We start from the raw sequence: 23,930 nt of genomic DNA, 5'->3' as shown, positions 1-23,930 counted from the left end.
TATGTTTTTACACAGTTTTAAAAATACTTTTAAAGTTTTAATTAGAGATAGGACTCTTATTTTTTGGTCTTTAATCTTTCCTCTTATCTTGGGATTTTTCTTTAATATTGCTCTTGGAAATATAAAAAATTCAATGAAATTTGAGCCTATTAATGTTAGTGTGAAAGAGGATTTGAGGAGTGATAAATATTTTGATGATTTTTTAAAAACACTTGAAAAAGAAAAAATCTTTAAAATATATGATGAAAAAAAGATGGAAGATGATAAAATTACTGCCTACATAAAAGATTATGACAAAGTAGAATTTAAAAAATCTGGTTTATATGAATCGATTGTAGAAAGCATAATGAATGCTTATCTAAGAAAAGAGATGATGGTAGAAAAAATTTTTAGAAAAAATCCTACTTTTAATCCAAAAGTTTTAACTGAAAGTTCAAATCATATAAAAGATAAGTCAAAGAAAAACATTAATATTATTAATACTTTTTTCTACGCTCTTATAGGTATGCAGGCCTTGTATGGTTTTAGTTTTGGGCTTTTAATTATTTATAGGTATGAAGCAAACCTAACTAGTCTTGCAAAAAGAAATGCCATAGCTCCTATAAAAAAATCTGTAAGCCTTACAGCTTCAATTTTAGCAGGCTTTATAATAAATTTTTCTATAGTTTTATTCACCATGCTCTTTTTTAATAAAATTTATAAAATAGATTTTTCCAATAAGCTTGTTCCATTAATTTTTCTTATTGGACTTGCTAGCTTATTTGGAATTTTATTTGGATCTTTAATTGCCTTATCAAACAAGGCAAGCATAGAAGTAAAAAATGGGATAGGAATAGCTATAAGTATGGTATTTTCATATTTTGCTGGAATGATGAATTCAGATATGAAGATAATTGTTCAAGAAAATTATCCTATAATTAATAAACTTAATCCAGCATCTTTAATTAATGACGGGATTTATAGCCTTTACTATTATGATAATTTGGATAGGTATTGGGAAAATATTAAATATTTATTATTTTTAACTTTGCTATTTGGATTAATTTCTTATTTGTTAACAAGGGGTAGGCAATATGACAGTATTTAAAAATTATTTCAAAATAATAAGAGGCCATACTAAGGCTATAGCCTTATATACAATAATTTTCATGTCCTTACTTATTTTTTCAAATTCTACTACAAGTAATACCAATGTTTATAAAAAAGAAAAGGCAAAAATTTATATAGAAGATTTATCAAAGAGTGATTTATCAAAATCTTTCATGACTTATATGGAAAATGAAAATAAGATAGTAGATCTTAAAGGAAAAAATATCGATGATAATTTATTTTATGAAATAGTAACAGCCTATATAAAAATTCCGAAAAATTTTGACAAGGAAAGAAAAGTTGAGATAAAAAAGAGTCAAAATTCTAAATATTATCAATATGTAAAAGAATCCACAAATTTATATCTAGACCAAATTTCAACCTATGAAAAAGCGGGTTTTACTACAAAAGATGCAATTAAAAATACGAAAAAAGATTTTCAAAAGAAAGTAAAAATTTCCTTAAGAAAAGATAAAGGTCCAGTATTATCAGAAAGTACTTTATTTTTCTTTAACTTTTTATCCTACGTATTTCTAAGTCAAATAATTTTGGTTGTATCACTAGTAAGCCTAACATATAAAAATAAAAACATTAAACAAAGAAATTTAATATCTCCAATGACAAAGACGAAAATGAATTTTCAAATACTTTTGGCAAATATTTCATTTGCAATTTTTTCGTGGATTCTTTATATGCTAGCTTTTTTTATTTTAAATAGAAAAATAGACTTAACAAGCAGAATCATGTATTTGATGATAAATTCTTTGATTTTTGCCCTATCAACAGTTTGCCTTGCTCTTTTTATTTCTAAATTAATAAATAACAGTAATATCATGATGGCTGTGATGAATATTTTTTCTCTTGGCTCATCATTTTTAACAGGAGTTTTTGTTCCACAAGAAATCTTAAGTAAGAATGCTCTTTTATTAGGAAAAATATTTCCAAGTTTTTATTATGTTGCAAATAATAATATGATAGCAAATAATTTTACAAAAGAAATATTTTTAAAAAATATCTTTATCCTTGTAGGCTTTGCCATAGGCTTTTCTATTATAAATTTGATATTAGATAAATTTTTATTTTTTAATAAATCAAGTAATAATTAATAAAAAAATAGAAATTTTAATTTGGATTCAATTGTCTAGATTTGGGTATCTATATTTATAGTAAACTATTTAACGAATTTTAATTAGCTGGAACTTTATCAATATTTAAAAATAGTATATAATTTTACTAATAGGAGGAAAAGTTTTGCGAGATATAAAAAGAGTAGTTTTAAAATTAAGTGGAGAAGCACTTGCAAAAGATAAGGGATTTGGTTTTGATGATGATACCATTGATCTTATTTGCGAAAATATAAAAAAAGCAAGAGATAAGGGACTTGAAATTGCCATAGTTGTTGGCGGTGGAAATTTCTGGAGGGGAAGAAGTGGCCAACACATTGAGCGTGCAACAAGTGATACAATTGGTATGCTTGGAACTGTTATGAATGGTCTTAGAGTTCAAGATACTCTAGAAAAAATGGGACTTGAAACAAGACTTATGACTGCAATTAATATGCAAGAAGTTGCTGAGCCTTACATTAGAAGAAGAGCTGTAAGACATCTTGAAAAAGGAAGAATTGTAATTTTTGCAGCAGGAACAGGCCTTCCATATTTCTCAACTGACACAACAGCATCTCTTAGGGCCTTAGAAATTGATGCGGACATGATTTTATTAGGAAAAAAAGGAACTGATGGAATTTATGACAAAGATCCAAATCAATTTGATGATGCCGTAAAATATGAAAAATTAACCTATAGTGAAATTTTACAAAAAAGATTAAAGATTATGGATTCTACTGCGACAAGTTTATGTATGGATAACGATATGCCAATACTTGCTTTTGGAATCGATAATCCTGAAAATTTAGTTAAAATAGTTGAAGGAAAAGAAATAGGAACAATTGTAAAGGAGAATTTTGATGTACGATAATATTATTAAAGATACAGAAGCTTTGATGAAAAAAGCTTGTGAATCATTTGAAATTAGAATTTCTAAGATAAGAGCAGGAAGAGCAAATGATTCTGTATTAGATGGACTTACATTTTCATATTATGGAAGTCAAACACCAATTAATCAAGCTGCAACCATATCTACACCAGAACCAAGACTTTTGGTTATAAAACCTTGGGATAAATCAAATATAAAAGAGATTGAAAAAGCTATTAATAAATCAGATATTGGAATTAATCCACAAAACGATGGTGAAGTTATAAGACTTCCATTCCCAGCTTTGACAGAAGAAAGAAGAAAACAATTAACAAAACAAGTTTCTGAATATGGTGAAGAGAGCAAAATTCAAATTAGAAATATAAGAAGAGAAATTCTTGACAAGGCAAAAAAAGCTGAAAAAACAGCAGATTTAACTGAGGATGATTTATTTTCAATTGAAGAAGATGTACAAAAAATCACAAAAAAATATATAGATAAAATTGAAAAAACTGCTGAAAATAAAAACAAAGAATTACTTGAAGTTTAATTGAATAAAATAAAATTTGATAAGCTAAAAGCTATTTTAAATAAGGATATAGGAAAAGTTAGGATAAATTCAAATATTTTATCCTTGTTTTTAAAGCAACTAAGCTTACTTACCGACTCATCTGTATCCTTATACGACAGTTTAAAAATTATAATTGACCAAAGACTTGATAAAAAACTTAACAAGGCTTTGGTCAATGTATCTTTAAGCTTAAAAAATGGAGACGAGGCCTATGAGGCATTTTATAAAGAAGAGAAATCTTTTGGGCCAATCATAACATCTTTCATCAAAAGTGGAGATGTAAGTGGAAATCTTTCGAAAATACTTGATGAGTTGTCAATTTATATGACCGAAGAAAGTAAAAACAAAAATAAAATCACAGAAGCCTTGATTTATCCAATAATTTTATTATTTGTTACAATTGGAGTTGTAATAACAATTTTAACCAAAGTCATGCCAACTTTTATAGAAGTTTTTGATGACAGTTCTAAGAACTTGCCACTATCAACAAAGATTCTTCTAACTTTAGGTAATTTTTTCAATAAAAATGGAATAAATATTTTGCTTGGATTTTTATTTGCAATAATTATTTTTTACATATTAAGACAAAAAGATGAGTACAAGTATAAAATTGATAAATTTTTCTTTGAAAGCTATATTTTTAGAAAATTCAGGCTATTAAATATAGAATATCAAATAAGCTCGCTTTTATATATACTAAGAATTGGCGATGTTGATATTGTTGAAAGTATGAATATTATAAAAAAATCATTCAAAAATTTATATTTAAAAGAAATTTTATCGAATGTTGAAAATAGTTTAAAACTCGGAAATAATTTATCATGTTCAATGGAAAAGGAAAATGTTTTTACAAAACTTTTTATTGCCATGATAAAAGTTGGCGAAGATAGTGGAGATATGGCAAAAGCCTTGGAAAAAGCCTCATCTTATTATGCGAATGAATATATTTATAGGCTAAAAAGAATTTCAAGTCTTTTTGAGCCATTTTTGATTATTTTTATGGCTTTTCTTGTAGGTTTTGTAGTTTTTTCTGTAGCTATACCAATGTTTGATACAGTTAATACAATTAATTTTTAAGGAGGGGTTGATGATAAAAAGAAATAAAAAAAGTGGATTTACCTTAATAGAATTAATTATTGTAATTGCGATTATTGCTATGCTTGCAGCTATTGCAATACCAAAATATAAACAAACAAAAAAACAAGCAGCAATTACTGCCCATAATGCTAATGTCTCCATGCTAAAAACTGCTGCAAGCGTAAAATTAAATGAATTAAATTCAAATGATTCTACAGTTACATGGGAGGGCAAAGAAAATGAAGGCTCACTTAATTATGTAGAAAAATGGCCTGAAATTCCAAAAGGTGTAGATGAATTAAAAGGAAAATCTTACAAAGTAATAATTAACCCTCAAAATTCTACAATTACAGTAGAACCGGATACAATGGAATACAAATGATTTTTATTTTTTATTTTTTCTTAGGAACGATTTTTGGATCTTTTGCTCATTTGTTGTGTGAAAGAAGTTTAAGGGGAGAAAATATTGCATTTCCTCCAAGTCACTGTACAAATTGTCAGAAAAAAATTTTAAAAAGAGACCTGATACCAATTATTTCTTTTATAAATTTAAAAGGAAGGTGCAGGTTTTGTAATGAAAAGATTCCTCTTTCATATATTTTTTACGAAATAATAGGGGGTCTTTTATTTATATTTGCAATGAATGATAGGAATTTTATCGAAGGAATATTTATATTTTTATCCTTATTAATTTCATTTGTTATAGCCATGATAGATCTTAAAAGTATGGATATTTATATGATTTATATCTATATACTTGGATTTTTAGGGCTTATATATAGAATTATTTATCTAAAAATTGAAATAGAATTTATAAAAATAATAGGGATTTTTACTTTAATCTATATTTTTATTTATTATATATCAAGAAAAAATATAGGAGATGGAGATTATTTTTTCTATTTAGCCTTATTTTTATTTTTGAAAAATGAAAAAATCATATATTTGATTTTAGGATCAATATGGCTTGGTGGGATTTTTGCTATAATTATTGCCATTAAAAAAAGGTCAAGTAAAATCAAAATTCCATTTTGCATATATATTTTCCTAGCCTATATCATAGCTTTATTATGAGGTGATTATGAAAAAAAGAGCCTTTACCTTAATTGAATTAATAATATGTCTTGCTATAATTTCTTTGATTTCTAGCATAATTCTAATAAAATCAGGTGTAATTCCAAAACTTCAAGAAAGAAAAGAAATTGAAAATTTACAAGCTGATATAAATTATTGTAGAGAAAAATCTTTGGTCACAGGTTTTTCCTATGAGATAGAAATTTCAAAATATTCTTATAAGATAAGCAGAGAAGACGATAATAAATTTGCTAAAGAAATTTTCTTTAAACATATTAGAGCAAATATCGATAATATTTTAGTGTTTAGGCCTACAGGAAGTGTAAAGGGATCAGGTAAAATTTATTTTACTTCTAAAAATAATGAATATTCAATAATTGTATCGCCGATAGCTGGAAGGATTAGAAATGAATAAAAACAAAGGATTTACCCTAATTGAAACCATAATCGGTCTTTTTTTGATAAGCTTAATTGCTATTTTCCTTCTTCCATCACTTTTTTCAGTTTATAAAAATTCTCTAAAAATAAAAAACAATTCAAAAATTCTTTTTGATATGCAGGAAGTTTTAGAAAAATCTAAAAAAAGAGAAATTGGCGATTATGAAGATATTGAAGATGGATTTGACATACATACAAAAGTTACATCTTATAATGAAAATTTAAAATATATAGAAGTTAAATCTAGTAATTATGTTTTAGATGTGGTGGTTAAAAAATGAAAAAGAGAGGATTCACTTTAATAGAATTACTTTGTGCCCTTGCTATATCTTCTCTTCTAGTTCTTTTAATAAATAATATAGTGAGTACAAATTTTTTAATTAGCAAAAAAACTTATGATGAAGAGATTGATTATAAAAATTCAACAAATTGTATTTTATATATAGAAAATGTAATCAGAAGGGCAGATGAAATCATTGATTACAAAGATGACAATGATTTTAAAATTCTAATAAAAGATGGAAAAAACAAATCTACTTATAGGTTTAAGCAAAATGGGAAGAATTTATATGCCTACATTAATAATATAAATTCTGCAAGTGAAAAAGAGACAAAAATTCCAATTGGATATTGCAAAAGTTCAAAAATTTCTTATAACAAAGGAGAAGATTCATTTTCTATTGAAATTAATTTCTACGAAAATGAAGGAAATTCAAAATATAAAACCTATATCAGGAGGCTTGAATGAAAAAAAGAGGATTTTTATCAATTTATGTTTTAATAATACTAACTCTTTTATCAATAAGCCTCACTTTTATTTATGAGCAAGGAAAAAACAATAATGATTCAAATAAAAACTTATATGATAGAAAAAAAGCTATATATTATCTAGAATCTATTTATAATGTAGTTTTTGATGATGAGAATAATTTGATTTTAAAGTCAGAAGAAATTAACAAAATAGATGACAATTTGCCACGTGATTATTATTTTGATTTTTTTGATAAGAAAGAATCTGTAAAAATCATAAAAATAAGGGAAAATTCTTTTTCAATGAATAAAACAAAAATAATTGGAGATTCAAAGGCAAATCTTGATGTATCATTTAATTTAAAAGAAAAATACTCTTTAAAAAAAGAATCGAAAATAATTTTAAGAAAAGATTTTGAAGAATTTTTTAAAAATTTAAAATTTAAAGAAAAAAATTTAGAAGAATATGAAAATTTTGAAATAGATAAAGATTATGACAATATTTTTATAAAAACTTATAAAAATTTAACTATAAAAAAATCTAAAGATAAAAATAATTCTAATGATATTTCAAAAAAAGAAAATCCCAGTAATTTTTCAAAATCTGATAAAAATTTTCCAAATAAAACTAAGACAGCAAGAAAAATTAGTGGTATAGTAGTAATTGGAAAAGATTTGATTTTAGAAAAAGATTTGGTTTTGGATGGTCTACTTATTATAAAGGGCGATATTATTTCAAAAAATAATTGCAAACTTATAATTAATGGGCAAATAATATCAAAAAATGATTACCATGATAAGGTGAATTATTTTTACAAAAAAGAAAGATCATTTGATTATATTAATGATATAGAAAATCCAAAATATATTGAAATTAAATCAAAAAAAGTATTTTAATGGAGGAATAAATGAAAATATTAGTTATCAACTGTGGATCTTCATCTTTAAAATATCAGCTATTTGATATGGACAATGAAGAAGTTTTAGTAAAGGGTCTTGTAGAAAGAATAGGAATTGATGGATCAAGACTTAAACAAGAAAAAGGCGACGACGAATATATAATTGAAGAAGATATGAAAGACCACACTGAAGCAGTTAAGCATGTATTTGATGCAATAACTGACAAAGAAAATGGAGTTATTTCAGATCTATCTGAAATTGATGCAGTTGGCCACAGATTTGTACACGGTGGAGAAAAAATAACAAAATCAGTTGTAATAGATGAAGAAGTTAAAAAAGCAGTTAAGGAATATTCAAAATTCGCACCATTACACAACCCAGCAAATATGATGGGACTTGAAGCATGTGAAAAACTTCTACCAAATGTAAAAAACGTAGCAGTTTTTGATACAGCTTTCCATCAATCAATGCCAAAAGAAACTTATCTTTATGGAATAGATTATAAATACTACGAAGAACAAGCTATAAGAAAATATGGATTTCATGGAACAAGTCATGATTTCATAACACAAAAAACTGCAAAAGTTTTAGAAAAAAATCAAAATGAATTAAATATGATTTCATGCCATTTAGGAAATGGATCTTCAATTTGTGCAATCAAAGAAGGAAAATCATTCGATACAACAATGGGACTTACACCACTTGAAGGACTTGTAATGGGAACAAGAAGTGGAGATTTAGATCCAACAGTTGTAACATTTTTGATGAATGAATATGGTTATGATACAAAAAAAATGGATAATGTATTAAACAAAGAATCAGGAGTTCTTGGAGTTTCTGGAGTATCATCAGACTTTAGAGATCTTGAAAATGCTGCAAACGATGGAAATGAAAGAGCAGATATTGCTTTAAAAATGTTTGCCAATAGAGCAAAAAGATATGTTGCTGGATATATGGCAGAAATCGGAAGAACTGATGCAATTGTATTTACTGGTGGAATCGGAGAAAATTCTGCAACAATGAGAGCTGATATAATGAAAGGCTTCGAACAATTTGGAATAAAAATTGATCCTGAAAAAAATAATGTTCGTGGCGGTTGTCATTTAATCTCAACAGATGATTCAAAAGTAAAAGTTTTTGTAATTGCAACTAATGAGGAGTTGATGATTGCAAGAGACACTAAAAAACTAGTATAGCTTGACAAGTTTATTATTTACTTATATAATGTTTAAGATTGCTAAAACTCATAACTAGGAGGTGTTAGAATGGCAGTACCTAAGAGAAGAACATCAAAAACAAGAAAAAATAAAAGAAGAGCTTCAGCTTACAGATTAAATAAATCAAATTATGTAGAGTGTCCAAATTGTCATGAACCAATGTTACCACATAGAGTTTGTCCAAGCTGTGGTTATCATAAAGGCAAAGAAGTTCTTGAGTTAAATTAAGATAGTGGTAACACTATCTTTTTTTAATATCCAAAATAAGGGGAAATTATGAAGATAATAATAGATACTTATGGAGCAGATGATGGAATAAAAGTCCCAATTGAAGGGTCAATAGAGGCTTTAAAAGAAAAAGATTTTCTTCCGATTTTTTCTGGAGATAAAGAGAAAATTGAAAAAATTATTGATGGAAGAATTGAATCTTACGAAATAATTGATGCAAAAGAAAAAATTGAAAATAATGAAGATCCAGTAAAGGCTATAAGAAGAAAAAAAGAATCAAGTTTAGTAAAAGCTTTTAATAAATTAAATGAAGAAGGCTATCATGGTTTAGTTTCATCGGGATCAACTGGAGCAATTCTTGCAAGTGGACTATTCATTTCTGGAAGAATTAAAGGAATAAAAAGAGCATGTATAGCAACAAGTCTTCCAACTTATGAAAATCAAACCTTATTGTTAGATACTGGTGCAAATATGGATTGCAAGGCAGAATTTTTAAAAGAATTTGCCATTATGGGCAGCGTTTTTTCTGAAAATGTTCTTCATATAAAAAATCCTACAGTATCACTTTTAAATGTAGGAATTGAAGAGCACAAGGGAAATAAATTAACAAAAGAAACCTACAAATTATTAAAAGAATCTTCTGTAAATTTTGTAGGAAATATTGAAGCTAGAGATTTATTTACTGGAAAAACTAATATAGTAATAGCAGACGGATTTGATGGAAATATTGCTATAAAAACTGCAGAAGGAATTATTAGTCTTTTTAGTAAAGAATTAAAAGATGCTATTTACAAATCTTTTTCAACAAAAATAGGTGGTGCTTTAATAAAAAATTCTTTAAAAAATAATTTATCAAAATATAATTCAGATAATATTGGTGGAGCACCGCTTTTGGGAGTAAATCAATATGTTTACAAGGCACATGGAAATTCAAATAGTAAGGCCTTTAGCTCAGCAATTTTGGGTCTCATAGATTATATAAATACAAATACAATAGAAAAAATAAAAGGAGAATTAAAATGATTAGAGATGAACTAATTGAATTAGTAAAAGAAAATTTAGATATCAACGAAGATGAAATAGATTTTGAAAAAGAAATTACAGCTTATGACATAGATTCAATCGATATGCTTGATTTTATTATGGCAATTGAAGATAAATATGACATTGAATTTTCTGATGATGAATTAGATGAAATCGAAAAATTTTCTGATCTTGTATCTTTAATAGAAAGCAAAAACTAATGAATCCAACAAAAGAAAGATTAGAAGAAATTTCTAAATTAGAAGAGAGTATTGGCTATAGTTTTAAAAATAAAAATCTTTTAGACATAGCCCTTACTCATTCTTCTTATATAAATGAAATTAAGGATAAGAAAAGAACATCAAACGAAAGATTGGAATTTTTGGGAGATAGTATTTTGGATTTGATTGTTAGTGAAGAACTTTACAAAAATCACAAGACTTATCCAGAAGGAAAACTTACAAAAATAAGATCAAGAATAGTTTGTACTTCTTCATTTTCAAAGGCAAGTGAGAAATTTAATTTATCATCTTATTTATTATTTGGAAAAGGTGAGATTAGCCATAATGGTAGAGAGAAAAAATCTGTAAAAGCTGATACTTTTGAAGCTTTTTGTGCAGCAATCTATCTTGATGCAGGTTATGATTTTCTAAAAGATTTTTTGATGAAAAATTACTATGAAACTGTAAAAAATCTTCTTGAAAATGACCTACTTTTTATTGATTATAAGACAAAATTACAAGAATATTTCAATAAAACCAATAAAACTATTTTAAAATATAAACTTTTAAAAGAAGAAGGTCCAGAGCATAATAAAACATTTTATATGGAAGTTTTTGCCAAAAATAAAAAACTTAGCACAGGCAAGGGAAAAAATAAAAAAGAAGCAGAACAAATGGCAGCAAGAATTGCCTATAAGAATTTAACAAATGAGTAAGAAAGAATATATTATACCTATCTTTATACCATTTTTGGGTTGTCCTCACGATTGTGCTTTTTGCAATCAAGTGAAGATTACAAATTTTAAAGATAATATTAATAAAGAAAATACAATAAAGCAAATTAATCAATACTTGTCCTATTTTCCAAAAAATGAAAATCCTAAAGAAATAGCGTTTTTTGGTGGATCATTTACAGGTCTTGACACAAAAGTAATGATTTCTTATCTTGAAATAGCTTTGTCCTATAAAAAGAAGGGAATTATTGATAGAATCAGATTATCTACAAGGCCTGATTATATAAATAATTCTATTCTTAATATATTAAAAGATTATGAGGTTTATGTAATAGAGCTTGGAATCCAATCTTTGGATGATAAAGTTCTAGAGGCTAATGAAAGAGGCCACAGCAAAAAAGATTCTCTTAAGGCAAGTAAATTAATTAAAGATTATGGTTTTAAATTAGGTCATCAAATTATGCCAGGTCTTTACAAAGATTCTTTTGAAAAATCAATCCAAACTGGACTTGAGTCAATAAAAATGAAACCAGATATGGTAAGAATTTATCCGACCTTGGTAATAAAAGATACTAAGCTTGAAAAATTATATAATAATAATTTATATAAGCCACTCACATTGGATGAGGCGATAGATTTATCATCTAGGCTTTATATGATTTATGCTTATAAAAATATTCCTGTAATAAGAATTGGTCTTCAACCAACTGAAAATATTAATGATAAAGAAGATGTGGTTGCCGGACCATTCCATTCTTCAATTAGGCAATTAGTAGAGACAAATATCCACAAAATTTATTTAGAAGATTTGTTAGAAAAATATGATTTAAAAGAAAAAATTAAAATTCATGTTCCAAATAGATTAATTTCTATAATTGCTGGGAATAAAAAATCTAATAAGGATTATTTTTACGAAAATTATGGACTTATTATAAATTTTAAAAATTCTGATGAAAAATTTATAGAATATAAAGATGAAAAAATTTCCTATAATATTGATGAATTTATCAAAAATTTTGTAGAAAAAACATACGGTGGTGATTTATATTAGATTAGAAAGTGTAGAACTTAAAGGATTTAAATCCTTTGCTAATAAAACAAAAATAAAATTTGATAATCAAATAACTGCTGTAGTTGGGCCAAATGGATCTGGTAAGTCAAATATTGCTGATGCCATAAAATGGGTTTTGGGAGAGCAGTCAGTCAAATCTTTGAGAGGAAAAAAGATGGATGATGTTATATTTCAAGGAGCTGGCGAAAAAAAGCCTATGAATATGGCAGAGGTAAATCTTTCATTTGACAATAAGGACAGGTCCTTATCTAGTGACTATGACCTTGTTAAAATTTCTAGAAGAATTTTTAGAAACGGTGACAACGAGTATAGGTTAAATGGAAAAAGAGTAAGGCTAAAAGATATAAAAGAATTATTTTTGGATACTGGTATTGGTAAAGAAGGATATTCTGTAATTGGCCAAGGAAGAATTGATGAGATTTTAAATTCTTCAAACCAAGAACGTAGAAATATTTTTGAAGAAGCAAGTGGAATTGCAACTCACAAGTACAGAAGAGAAGAATCTCAGAAAAAATTAAATAAGGTTGATGAAGATTTAGAAATAATTCAAAGAGAATGGGAATATAAGAATAAGGATAAAAATAGGCTAGAAATTGAAGCGAAAAATTTTGATAAATATCAGCAAATTGAAAATTTATTAGATGAAAAAGCTTATTTATATTATTTTAATAAATCAAAATCCTTAAATGAAAAAAATAAGGATTTATTAGAAAAAATTAAAGTTTTAAAATCTAGTCAAGAAGAAAAAACAAGAGAATTTGACAAGATTAATGAATCTTTGCTCCCCATAGCAGAAAATATAAGAGATCTTGAAAAAGAATACGAAAATCTTAGCCAAAATATAATAAACAATGAAAAAAATATTGATAAAAGCATTAATAAAATAAATTTAGATAAGCAAAAGCTTCTTTACAATCAAAAAGATCTTGAAAGAAATGAAAAAGACTTTAAAACTTTTGATGAAAAGATAAAAAGTTATGAAGCTTCTCTAAAGAATCAAAAAAATAAGTTTGATGAAACAAAAACTATAATTAAAAATTTAGATAAAAAGAATATAGAGCTTGAAAACAATAAGGAAGAAAAAAATAATTTATTACAAGATATTGAAAAAGAAATCAAAAATCTTGAAGATGAAGATAAAAAATTAAATAAGATAATTTATGATTATGATATTGATCAAAAAACAAGAATGGTTCTTGAGAAACATAGGTCTGAAAATAATAGAATCATAAATGAAAAGATTACAAGCTTAAAAGATGAACTTTCAAACTTAAATGAAGATTTATCAAAAATTCAAGAAGAAAATAATAATTTGAAAAAAATCATTGATGAAAAGAACAAGATCTTATCAGAAATAAAAAATGAACTTGATAATTTGGCTAGTAAAAAAGAAAAATTGGAAAAATCTATTAGTCAAAATAATATTTCATGCAAGGAAGAAATTTCTAATTATAAAATCCAAAAATCCTTGATGGAAAGAAACGAAGGATACTTTTATTCTGTTTCTGATTTTTTGAAAAAAACAAAAAATACTGAAATTGAAAAATTATATGTAGACACCTTGGCAAATCTTATTACTGTAAAAAGCGGATATGAAGAAATAATTGAAAATCTTATTGGTCAAGGTCTTCAAAATATAGTAACTTGGTCAAAAAAAGATACTAGAGAGATTATTAATTTTGTAAATAAAAATAAACTTGGAAGAATAACTTTCCTACCTTTGGATTCAATAAGGCAAAATAAAAAGCCGGTTGTTAATGAAAAAGAAGTTATAGCTATGGCTTATGATTTGGTAAGCTTTGACCCAAAACTTGAAAATATAGTAAATCACTTTCTTTCAAATACTGTTGTTGTAAAAAATATTGATGATGCGGTTTCTTTGTCAAATAAGATCAAAGGATACAGGATTATTTCTTTAAATCTTGACTTAATAAATACTTGGGGCTCAATGGTCGCTGGGGTAAATAAATCAAGAAAGTCAAATATTAATATCCTAAATAGAAATAAAAAAGTAAATGAAATAAAAACTAGAATCAATAAGCTTAGAAATGAAAGAAATGTCTTATTAGATTCATATAATAAATTAAGTGAAAACTTAAAAGATAAAGAAATACAAAAAGAAAATGAAGAAGATACTTTAAATAAAACAAAAGAAAAATTATTGGACTCAAGTAATATTTTTGATAGAAAAAATTACCAAAAACAAAGTCTTATTCAAAGAATTGATGAGCTAAATGAATCATTAAAAGAATCCAATGAAGAAGAAAGTTTTAATGATATAGAAAAGATAAAGTTAAAACTTTCAAATGTTAGAAGTGAGAAAAATATTCTCGATAATAAGGCTGATGAAAATAAAAAATTAGTAAATGAAATTTCAAATGAAATATTTAAAAATAAAAATAATATTGAAATAAATACAAGAGATTTAAATATTTTGGAAAATAGAATTGGTGAAGACCAAAATAGCCTTTTAAATTTAAAGGAAAATATTAAGTTTAATCAAAAGATGAAAAAATCTCTATATGATAGTATAGAGAATTTAGATAAGAAAATAAGCTTTTGTGAAAAAAAGGTTGAAGATTTAAAGAATCAATTAAAAATTGATGAAGATAAAAAAATAGAAATATCAAAATCGATTGATGAAAAGAAAAAATCTAACCATGAACTTTTATCAAAATCCAAAAGCATTGAAAATGACCTAAATGAATATTCTATGAAAATAGTTAAGTTTAATTATAAGCTTGAAGCTATGAGTAAGGATTTGAAAAATTTGGAAGATGAAATAAGACCTTTTATTTCAAAGCCTTTAGATAAACTTAAAGAAAATGATTATAAAGATATAGACCAAAACATTAAAAAAGATGACCTATTTTCTTTGCAAAAAAAATTAAGTCAGGTAGGATTTTTTGATGAAAATTCAAAAGAAGACTTTGATAAAGCTTTTAAAGAATTTGAATTTTTGGATAAGCAAAAAATCGACCTTGAAGAGGCCAAAAAAGATATTGAAAAAATGATAAAAAAACTTGAAGATGAAATGAAAGATGAATTTATCAAAAATTTCAATATAATTGATGAAAAATTCCAAAGAATATTCAAGGAATTATTTATGGGAGGAAAGGCAAAGTTAAGTCTAGATTCTAATGATTTATTAGATGCTGGAATAGAAATTTCAGCTTGCCCTCCAGGAAAAAGTACAAAGAATTTAAGTCTACTTTCTGGAGGAGAAAAATCATTAACTGCAGTAGCTTTGCTATTTGCAATATTTGAAACAAATCCTGCTCCATTTTCTCTACTTGATGAAATTGATGCAGCTATGGATGAATCAAATATAAAAAGGTATATAGATTATTTAAAATCCTTGTCGGACAAAACTCAATTTATAATGATAACTCACAGGCAAACAACCATGCAATTAGCTGAAAAAATTCATGGTGTTACCATTGGGGATGGAGGAATATCAAAAATCTATTCAATAGATTTTGAAGAAAATAAATAAAAGGAGATATAATGGCAATTAGAAATATAAGACAAGTTGGCGATCCAATTTTAAGAAAAACTTCAAAAGAAGTAAAAGAAGTTAATGATAGAATTAAAATTTTACTTAATGATATGGCAGAAACAATGTATAAGGCAGATGGAGTTGGCCTTGCAGCACCACAAGTCGGACTTTTAAAAAGAGTTATAGTTGTAGATATTAGGGACGAAGATGGTCTAATAAAACTTGTAAATCCTGAAATTATTGAAAAAGATGGAGAGCAAATTGGAGTTGAGGGATGCCTTTCAGTTCCAAATTTTAATGCAAATGTTAAAAGACCAGCTCATGTTGTTGTAAAATATTTGGATGAAAATGGAGATGAAAAAGAAATTGAAGCAGAAGGACTAAAGGCTGTTGCACTTTGTCATGAAATTGATCATCTAAATGGAGTTTTATTTATAGATAATTACGAAGAGGAAGTTAAATTTGACTAAAAAAATAAATATATGTTTTATGGGAAGTCCAAAGTTTTCACTAGAAACTTTGGATATTCTTAATAAAAATGAAAATATAAACCTAAGTTTAGTTGTAAGTGGGAAAGATAAAAAAAGAAATAGAAATAAATTTAGACCAACTGTTGTAAAACAATATGCACTTGATAATAATATAGAAGTTATTACACCAGATAGTGTAAATACTGATGAATTTTTATCTTTATTAAAAGAAAAAAATATAGATTATATTGTTGTGGTAGCCTTTGGTCAATTGATAAAAGAAAATTTACTTAAAGCTTATGAAAATAAAATTATAAACCTACATCCTTCTTCTTTACCAAAATATAGGGGACCTAGTCCTGTTCAATATACTTTATTAAATGGAGACGAGAAAACCCATGCGTCAGCTATGTTGATTGAAAAAGGCATGGATTCTGGTGATATTTTAAGTCAAAAAGAAATAGAAATAAATGAGGATGATGATTTTACATCTTTAAGTGAAAAATTATCAATACTTGGTGGTCAAACTATTCTTGAATCTATTTTAAATTACGATGCTTTAATAGAAAAAAGAATAAAACAAGATGATGAGAAAGCGACTTTTACAAAAAAAATCACAAAAGAAATGGGAAAAATTGACTTTAAACAAACAAAAGAAGAAATTATAAATAAAATACGCGCTTTCGTAGAATTTCCAAAGGCTTATTTTTCTTACAAAGAACAAAATGTGAAAATTTTAAAGGCAAGTCCTGTAGAAATTGAAAATCCAAGAATTTCTTATGTCTACAAAGCAAATAAGGACGATAAAATTATTATTGGATGTAAAAATGGTGGAATAAGGATAGAAAAAATTCAATTTCCAGGCAAAAAAGCCATGGATACCAAATCATTTTTACTTGGAAATAATTTTGAAGAGGGAATTTATTTAGATTAAGATGGAAGATTTTAAATTAATACTAGATGGACTCTATAAAATTTTATATAAAAACGAAAAATCTACAGATATTATTAATGAAATAAGTAAAAATGTTGAGGATATTTCTTATATAACAAAAAATATTTATGGAGTTTTGGAAAATAAGCTTTATCTTGAATATATTTTGAAAAAACTATCAAAAATAAAATTAAATAAATTAGATAAAAATGTTAAAATCATTTTATTAATAGGTCTTTATAATATACATTTTTTAGATAGGAAAAATTATGCTATTGTAAATGAGTTAGTAAACCTAACAAAAAGAGTATCTTTTAGGTCAAAATCTTTTGTAAATGCAATTTTAAGATCATTTATTAGAGATGAAGAAAATTTAGCAAAAATAAATATTAAAAATGAAGATGAATACAGGTCGATAAAATATTCCATGCCTTTGTGGATAATAAAATATTTGAACGACTCTTATGGAAAGGCTTATACAGAGAATTTTTTAAAATCCTTGAATAAAGAAAGAAATTTATCTATTAGAATTAATAAGACAAAAATTGATAAGGCAAATTTGAAAAAACTTTTGAAAGATCGTGGATATATTTTAGAAGATTCTAAAATTTCAGATTTAAGTTTGATTGTTAAAAATCCAAAAGGTCTGGCAAGTACAGATGAATTTAAAAAAGGACTTTTCACAATCCAATCAGAAGGATCTATAAAAGTTTGTGAGATTTTAAATCCTAAAAAAAATTCAAATATTTTGGATATATGCGCTGCTCCAGGAACAAAAACTTCGTTTTTGGCAGAGCTTTGTGAAAATTCATCAAAAATTATTGCAAATGACATTTCTTTTAATAAACTTTCAAAAATAAATGAAAATATTAAAAGGCTAAATCTTAAAAATATAGAAATTACAAATTTCGATGCGACTTTATTGAAAGAAGATTACAAAGAAAAATTTGATTATATTTTGTGTGACTTGCCTTGTTCAGGTCTTGGGGTTATGGATAGAAAGCCTGAGATAAGATATAATAGAACCATGGAAGATGTGAAAAATCTTTCAAAGCTACAAAAAAATATTTTGGATAGGGCATTTTTATATTTAAAGCAAGGTGGCACTTTGGTATTTTCTACTTGTACTATTGGAAATATTGAAAATAAAGATAATTTCACCTACCTTTCCAAGAAAAAAAGACTTAAAAATATTAAAATTAACGAAAAGAAATATATTGAGTTTAATAGTTTTGAAGATGAAACTGATGGATTTTTCATTACAAAATTTGAGAAGATATAATTATGAAACAAAGAATAAATGATAAGACAATTGAAGAATTAGAAAAAATATTTTTGGATTTAGGTTTTCAAAAATTTAGGGCAAAGCAAGTTTTTAGGCAAATTCATGTAAATAAAATTAATGATTTTTCTAAAATGACAGATTTGTCAAAGGATATGAGAGAAAAACTAGATCAGTTATTTTCTTTTCCAAAAATTAAAATTTTAAAAGAATTTAAATCCAAAGTAGATAAAACAAAAAAATATCTATTAGAGCTTGATGATGGAAATATTATTGAAGCGGTCTTTATGGAATATGATAATAGAAATACAATTTGTATTTCATCTCAAGTTGGATGCAAAATGGGATGCAAATTTTGTGCATCAACAAAAAATGGTCTTGAAAGATCTTTGTCTGCATCAGAAATAATCGAAGAAATATATCTTTTGGAAAGAGAAAACTCAGATATTAATAATATAGTTGTCATGGGAATTGGAGAGCCTTTAGATAATTTTTCAAATATTGAAAGATTTATTAAAATAATTACAGATCCTAAGGGAAGAAATTTATCTCACAGATCGATAACTGTTTCAACTGTAGGTTTAGTTGATAAAATTTATGAGCTTTCAGATTTGGGCTATGATATTAATTTAGCTGTATCTTTACATTATGCATTCGATAAAAAAAGAATGATTTATATGCCAAGCGAAAAAAAATATAAGATTAATGAAATTGTTAAAGCATGTGATTATTATTTAGAAAAAACCAAAAGAAGAGTTTCATATGAATATGTTGTTATAGATGGGGTAAATAATTTAGAAGAGGATGTTGACCAATTAGTTAAACTTTTTAAAGGTAAAAATATTCATATAAATTTGATTCCTTTAAATCCGATTGAAGAATTCAAACATTCAAAAACTAAGGCAAATATTATGGAAGAATTTCAAAAAAAAATTAACCAACAAGGGATTGAATGCAACAAGTAGAAGGTCAATGGGATCTGACATTGACGCATCATGTGGTCAATTAAGAAATAACTATGCGAGGTAGAAATGAAATTTAGTACTATTTCAAATATCGGCAAGGTAAGAAGCGAAAATCAAGACTATTATGGAAATTTAGAATTAGATAAGTACAGCTTTTTTATTGTAGCCGATGGTATGGGTGGATATAACGGCGGTGAACTTGCTTCAAAGCTTGCTGCAAAATATTATATTGAATATATTAATAATTCAAAAATAGATGAGTATTCGTCTATTATTGATTTGCAAGAAGAAGCTTTGCAAAGTGCAAATGATAAAATCTATTCTTTATCAAAATCTTACGAAGAATATTCAAATATGGGAACAACTGCAGTTTGTGTTTGCATTGATTATAATAAAAAATCATATCATATAACTCACATTGGAGACTCTCGTGCTTACATATATTCAGAAAATAAGTTACAACGTATAACAAGAGATCACTCTTTGGTAAATGATCTTTTAGATTCAGGCTCTCTTACAGAAGATGAGGCAGAAAATTTTGCAAATAAGTCAACTATTACAAGAGCTGTTGGGGTTACAAGCAAAATTAAACCAGAATCAAGGTCATTGGATATGAAAGAAAGTGATATTTTGCTAATGGTTACTGATGGTTTGACAAATGAGGTAAGTGATGTAGAAATTGAAGCGATTATTGCAAATAATTCTACGGCTGACAAAATTTCATCAAGCCTTGTTGATTTGGCTATAAAAAATGGTGGTCATGACAATATTACAGTAACTACAATTTTGATTTGAGGTAAATATGGACAATATTATTTTAGGTAATAGATATAAATTATTAGATCTAATTGGAGTAGGAGGAATGGCCAAAGTTTATAAGGCCACCGATAGATTACTTCAAAGAGATGTTGCAATAAAAATTTTAAAAGATCAATACGCAGAAGATGATGAATTTGTAAAAAAATTTTCAAATGAGGCTATGTCTGCTGCAAGACTTACTCACGTAAACATAGTAAGTGTTTATGATATTGGTGAGGATTTAATTGAGGGCAAAAAAATTCATTACATAGTAATGGAATATGTTGATGGTGAAACTTTAAAAGATAAAATTGATAGGGAAAAAATTTTATCAAACCACGATATAGTTGATTATTCAATTCAAATTGCTCAAGCTCTAAACCAAGCTCATTTATCAAATATTATTCACAGAGATATCAAGCCTCAAAATATTTTGATGGATAAGTATGGATTATTAAAAGTTACAGATTTTGGTATAGCAAGAGTTTCTACCAATGCAACTATAACTTATACCTCATCAATTTTGGGAACTGTTCACTATATTTCTCCAGAGCAAGCTAAGGGGAAATTTGTTGATGCAAAATCAGATTTATATTCTCTTGGAGTTGTTATGTATGAAATGGCAACTGGTAAAGTTCCATTTGATGCAGATAATTCTGTTGGAATTGCGGTAATGCATATACAAGATGAGCCAGAAAGTCCTATAAAATTAAACGGGAATTTATCACCAAGATTAAATGATATTATAATGAAACTTCTTCAAAAAGATCCTCAAGAAAGATTTAAAAATGCTAATGAATTGATTAGGGCTTTGGAAGATGATTCCTATGATATTGGATATTTTAATAAAGATGATACAGCTAAAATTCAAAAAGTTGATGATGAAATTGAAAAAACAACTTTTATACCAGTTGTAGAATATAAAAATAAAAAAATCAATAAAGATAAAATAAAAAAAGAAGAACCAGTTGAACAAGAAGCGGTTTATGTAACACCAACTGATGATTCAAATAAGGAGACCAAGAAAAAAAAGAAAAAAAGAAAAATTTGGCCTTTCGCCTTATTATTTTTAGCAGTGCTTGCTGGAACTTTTTACTTTTTAAAATCAAGCGATTCAAATATGGTCCAAGTTCCTACTGTTTTAAATTTATCAGAAGATGAAGCTGTAAAAATATTAGAAGAAAAACATTTAAAAGCAAATGTTTCTCGCTACGCCCAAAGCAATAACTATGAAGATGGCAAGGTAATGGAGCAAGATCCAAGTCCAAAGACAAAAGTCAAAAAAAATTCAACAGTAAATTTAGTAATAAGTCAAGGAAGAAAAGTCAAAGTTCCAGATCTTTCAGGAATGACTTTAGAGCAAGCTGAAGAGAAATTAAAAGAATTAGATTTAGCTTTAGGAAAAACTAATACTGAATACAGCGATAGCGTAGCTAAAGATAAAATTATTGATCAAGATCCTAGAAAAAAAGAAAAAGTTCAAGCAGGAAGCGAAGTTGATGTTACTGTAAGCCTTGGTAAAAAAGAAGAAACTAAAAATGTAAGTGTTCCTAATTTTGTAGGAAATTATGAGGAAGATGCAATTAGCATTGCAAGAGAAAATAATTTAGTTGTAAATAAAATCGACTACAAATATTCAGATGATTACGACAAAGGCATTGTTATAAGCCAATCTATTCCTCAAGGAACCCAAGTTGCTGAAAAAACAAGTATTGATTTTGTAGTTTCAAATGGAAAAGATCCGAATGATGACAGTGAAGATGATGGAAAAGATAATAAATCTAAACAAGTAAATGTTAAATTTACTGTAAGAGGACCATCTGATAAGAATTCATTTAATGTTAAAGTATATAAATTAGATGGAAATAATCAACAAACTGATCTTTTATACAACGAAAATCACACAAAAGATGAATTAGATGCAAATGGAAATTTAAATTTAGATTTTAAATCTGCTGTTGGGACTAAGGTAAATATTTTAATAGATGAAAAGTCACAAGGAGTATTCGAAGTAAATAAATGATTGGAAAAATAATAAAATCACAAAAAGAAATTTATTACGTTTTAAGTGAAAGTGATACTTTTATGTGCAAGGCTAGGGGAGTTTTTAGAAAAAAAAATATAAAGCCCCTAGTGGGGGACAATGTAGAATTTGATAAAACAGAAAATTCTAAAGGTTATATTACAAAAATTTTAGATAGAAAAAATGAAATTAAAAGACCAAATATAGCAAACATTGATCAGATTTTATATTTTATAACTATAAAAAATCCTAGCTTAAATCTTTTTAATATAGATAAGTACCTAGCTATGTGTGAACACATCAATATTGATGTTGTAATAATTGTTTCAAAAAAAGACCTAGCTGATCAAAAAGATATAGATTTTATAAAAATGTATGAAAAAATTGGCTACAAGTTAATTTTTATTGATAATTATAAGGATTTTCCTGAAAATGAAATTTTAAAAATTCTTGAAGGCAAAACTTCAGCTGTTTCTGGTTCATCTGGAGTAGGAAAATCTACATTCTTATCTAACCTTGTAGACCATGATATAGAAATTGGATCTATTTCTGAAAAATCTAAAAGGGGAAAAAATACAACCAGGCATATAGAAATTTTTAATCTTGGAAAAAATACCAATATTTTTGATACACCAGGCTTCGATAGTTTTGATATTGATTTTATTGAAGATGAAAAAGATTTGAAATATTGTTTTAGGGAATTTGATAATAATTCTTGTAAATTTAATAATTGCAACCACATAAATGAACCAAAGTGTAAGGTTAAAGATGACCTGCAAAATGGTCTTATTGAAAAAACAAGGTATGAAAATTATTTGCAACTATTTGAAGAAATTAAAAAAAGGAGACAAACATGGTAGAAATTTCACCATCACTTTTATCAGCAAATTTTGCTAATTTACAAAAAGATTTGGACGAATTAAAAAAATCTAAGATTAAATATATTCATCTTGATATTATGGATGGGAAATTTGTTCCAAATATTTCTTTTGGATTTCCTATAATTAAAAATATTCGAAAAGATAATGATTTTATTTTTGATACTCACCTGATGATTGATGAGCCAATAAGATATATTGATGAATTTAAAAAAAGTGGATCTGACATAATTACAGTTCACTATGAAGCTTGTAAGGATATTGATGAAACTATTAAAAAAATAAAAGAAAGTGGCTTAAAAGTTGGTCTTAGTTTTAAACCAAAAACTGACATTAATAAAATTATTCCATATCTTGAAAAAATTGACTTGTGCCTTGTTATGAGTGTTGAGCCTGGTTTTGGCGGTCAATCTTTTATGGAAGATTCTCTTGAAAAAATTAAAACTATTAGGAAATATATAGATGAGAACAACTTATCCTGCCTTGTAGAAGTTGATGGTGGGATCAAAGATTATAATTTGAAAAAAGTTATTGATGCTGGAGCTGATCTTGTTGTTAGTGGATCTGATATTTTTTCAAATAAGGAAAATTCAATTTGTGGGCAAATTGAAAAATATAAAAAAATAATAAATGAATAGATAATAAAAAAAATCTCTTTTGAAATTAGAAAATCATCATTTCAAAAGAGATTTTTTTAATGAAAAAATAGTGCTATT

The 23,930-nt window shown here is 26.3% G+C and carries 25 protein-coding genes and 1 pseudogene; all 26 read left to right on the top strand.

Annotated elements, in window-relative coordinates; all coding sequences use genetic code 11:
• Position 1: 1 nt before the first annotated feature.
• The 26 genes and pseudogenes from BN2087_RS07490 (at position 2) to rpe (ending at position 23,852) form a co-directional block, all read left to right on the top strand.
• Complete coding sequence (locus BN2087_RS07490) at positions 2–1,087, top strand: ABC transporter permease (protein WP_049691198.1); 1,086 nt, start codon at positions 2–4, stop codon at positions 1,085–1,087.
• Positions 1,074–2,195, top strand: coding sequence for an ABC transporter permease (locus tag BN2087_RS07485; protein ID WP_049691197.1), 1,122 nt, complete (start codon positions 1,074–1,076; stop codon positions 2,193–2,195). The genes BN2087_RS07490 and BN2087_RS07485 overlap by 14 nt, the downstream gene beginning before the upstream one ends.
• 145 nt (positions 2,196–2,340) lie before the next feature.
• Positions 2,341–3,063: a UMP kinase gene (pyrH, locus tag BN2087_RS07480; protein ID WP_049691196.1), complete on the top strand. Its 723-nt coding sequence runs from the start codon at positions 2,341–2,343 to the stop codon at positions 3,061–3,063.
• Positions 3,053–3,610, top strand: coding sequence for a ribosome recycling factor (gene frr / locus BN2087_RS07475; RefSeq protein ID WP_049691195.1), 558 nt, complete (start codon positions 3,053–3,055; stop codon positions 3,608–3,610). Before pyrH ends, frr begins: the two co-directional genes overlap by 11 nt.
• Positions 3,611–4,708, top strand: a complete 1,098-nt coding sequence (locus BN2087_RS07470) for a type II secretion system F family protein (protein ID WP_049691194.1) — start codon at positions 3,611–3,613, stop codon at positions 4,706–4,708.
• 10 nt (positions 4,709–4,718) lie between these two features.
• A complete protein-coding gene (locus BN2087_RS07465) occupies positions 4,719–5,090 on the top strand; it encodes a prepilin-type N-terminal cleavage/methylation domain-containing protein (RefSeq protein ID WP_049691193.1) in 372 nt (123 codons plus the stop codon).
• Positions 5,087–5,782 carry a prepilin peptidase gene (locus tag BN2087_RS07460; protein ID WP_049691192.1) on the top strand — a complete coding sequence of 232 codons (696 nt, stop codon included), beginning with the start codon at positions 5,087–5,089 and terminating at the stop codon, positions 5,780–5,782. Before BN2087_RS07465 ends, BN2087_RS07460 begins: the two co-directional genes overlap by 4 nt.
• 7 nt (positions 5,783–5,789) lie before the next feature.
• Entirely contained in the window at positions 5,790–6,197 is a 408-nt protein-coding gene (locus BN2087_RS07455; RefSeq protein ID WP_049691191.1) for a prepilin-type N-terminal cleavage/methylation domain-containing protein, read from the top strand.
• Positions 6,190–6,501: a competence type IV pilus minor pilin ComGE gene (gene comGE / locus BN2087_RS07450; protein WP_049691190.1), complete on the top strand. Its 312-nt coding sequence runs from the start codon at positions 6,190–6,192 to the stop codon at positions 6,499–6,501. Before BN2087_RS07455 ends, comGE begins: the two co-directional genes overlap by 8 nt.
• Complete coding sequence (locus BN2087_RS07445) at positions 6,498–6,968, top strand: prepilin-type N-terminal cleavage/methylation domain-containing protein (RefSeq protein ID WP_049691189.1); 471 nt, start codon at positions 6,498–6,500, stop codon at positions 6,966–6,968. The genes comGE and BN2087_RS07445 overlap by 4 nt, the downstream gene beginning before the upstream one ends.
• Entirely contained in the window at positions 6,965–7,867 is a 903-nt protein-coding gene (locus tag BN2087_RS07440) for a hypothetical protein (RefSeq protein ID WP_049691188.1), read from the top strand. The genes BN2087_RS07445 and BN2087_RS07440 overlap by 4 nt, the downstream gene beginning before the upstream one ends.
• An 11-nt stretch (positions 7,868–7,878) precedes the next feature.
• Positions 7,879–9,066 (top strand): acetate/propionate family kinase, encoded by a 1,188-nt coding sequence (locus BN2087_RS07435; protein ID WP_049691187.1) that lies wholly within the window; start codon positions 7,879–7,881, stop codon positions 9,064–9,066.
• Positions 9,067–9,135: 69 nt separating this feature from the next.
• The gene (rpmF, locus tag BN2087_RS07430; RefSeq protein ID WP_049691186.1) at positions 9,136–9,315 is read left to right on the top strand and encodes a 50S ribosomal protein L32; all 180 of its coding nucleotides are present in this window, start codon (positions 9,136–9,138) and stop codon (positions 9,313–9,315) included.
• Positions 9,316–9,363: 48 nt separating this feature from the next.
• Entirely contained in the window at positions 9,364–10,338 is a 975-nt protein-coding gene (plsX, locus tag BN2087_RS07425; RefSeq protein ID WP_049691185.1) for a phosphate acyltransferase PlsX, read from the top strand.
• Positions 10,335–10,559: an acyl carrier protein gene (locus BN2087_RS07420; RefSeq protein WP_049691184.1), complete on the top strand. Its 225-nt coding sequence runs from the start codon at positions 10,335–10,337 to the stop codon at positions 10,557–10,559. The genes plsX and BN2087_RS07420 overlap by 4 nt, the downstream gene beginning before the upstream one ends.
• A complete protein-coding gene (gene rnc / locus BN2087_RS07415; protein ID WP_049691183.1) occupies positions 10,559–11,275 on the top strand; it encodes a ribonuclease III in 717 nt (238 codons plus the stop codon). Before BN2087_RS07420 ends, rnc begins: the two co-directional genes overlap by 1 nt.
• Positions 11,268–12,344, top strand: a complete 1,077-nt coding sequence (locus BN2087_RS07410; RefSeq protein ID WP_049691182.1) for an elongator complex protein 3 — start codon at positions 11,268–11,270, stop codon at positions 12,342–12,344. Before rnc ends, BN2087_RS07410 begins: the two co-directional genes overlap by 8 nt.
• Positions 12,340–15,861, top strand: coding sequence for a chromosome segregation protein SMC (smc, locus tag BN2087_RS09145; RefSeq protein ID WP_425339116.1), 3,522 nt, complete (start codon positions 12,340–12,342; stop codon positions 15,859–15,861). The genes BN2087_RS07410 and smc overlap by 5 nt, the downstream gene beginning before the upstream one ends.
• 11 nt (positions 15,862–15,872) lie before the next feature.
• Positions 15,873–16,334, top strand: coding sequence for a peptide deformylase (gene def / locus BN2087_RS07395; RefSeq protein ID WP_049691181.1), 462 nt, complete (start codon positions 15,873–15,875; stop codon positions 16,332–16,334).
• A gap of 19 nt (positions 16,335–16,353) precedes the next feature.
• Positions 16,354–17,268: a methionyl-tRNA formyltransferase gene (gene fmt, locus BN2087_RS07390; RefSeq protein WP_049691444.1), complete on the top strand. Its 915-nt coding sequence runs from the start codon at positions 16,354–16,356 to the stop codon at positions 17,266–17,268.
• A gap of 1 nt (position 17,269) precedes the next feature.
• A complete protein-coding gene (gene rsmB / locus BN2087_RS07385; RefSeq protein WP_049691180.1) occupies positions 17,270–18,550 on the top strand; it encodes a 16S rRNA (cytosine(967)-C(5))-methyltransferase RsmB in 1,281 nt (426 codons plus the stop codon).
• 2 nt (positions 18,551–18,552) lie between these two features.
• Positions 18,553–19,579: pseudogene (gene rlmN / locus BN2087_RS07380) on the top strand (dual-specificity RNA methyltransferase RlmN).
• A 2-nt stretch (positions 19,580–19,581) separates the two neighbouring features.
• Complete coding sequence (locus tag BN2087_RS07375; RefSeq protein WP_049691179.1) at positions 19,582–20,310, top strand: Stp1/IreP family PP2C-type Ser/Thr phosphatase; 729 nt, start codon at positions 19,582–19,584, stop codon at positions 20,308–20,310.
• A gap of 7 nt (positions 20,311–20,317) precedes the next feature.
• Positions 20,318–22,336: a Stk1 family PASTA domain-containing Ser/Thr kinase gene (gene pknB, locus BN2087_RS07370; RefSeq protein WP_049691178.1), complete on the top strand. Its 2,019-nt coding sequence runs from the start codon at positions 20,318–20,320 to the stop codon at positions 22,334–22,336.
• On the top strand, positions 22,333–23,196 hold the full coding sequence (gene rsgA, locus BN2087_RS07365; protein WP_049691177.1) for a ribosome small subunit-dependent GTPase A: 864 nt from the start codon (positions 22,333–22,335) through the stop codon (positions 23,194–23,196). Before pknB ends, rsgA begins: the two co-directional genes overlap by 4 nt.
• The gene (gene rpe, locus BN2087_RS07360; RefSeq protein WP_049691176.1) at positions 23,190–23,852 is read left to right on the top strand and encodes a ribulose-phosphate 3-epimerase; all 663 of its coding nucleotides are present in this window, start codon (positions 23,190–23,192) and stop codon (positions 23,850–23,852) included. The genes rsgA and rpe overlap by 7 nt, the downstream gene beginning before the upstream one ends.
• Positions 23,853–23,930 lie beyond the last annotated feature (78 nt).

Source organism: Anaerococcus jeddahensis, from assembly GCF_001182725.1.
Classification (GTDB): Bacteria; Bacillota; Clostridia; order Tissierellales; family Peptoniphilaceae; genus Anaerococcus; species Anaerococcus jeddahensis.
This window is presented reverse-complemented; position numbering and strand designations above follow the sequence as displayed.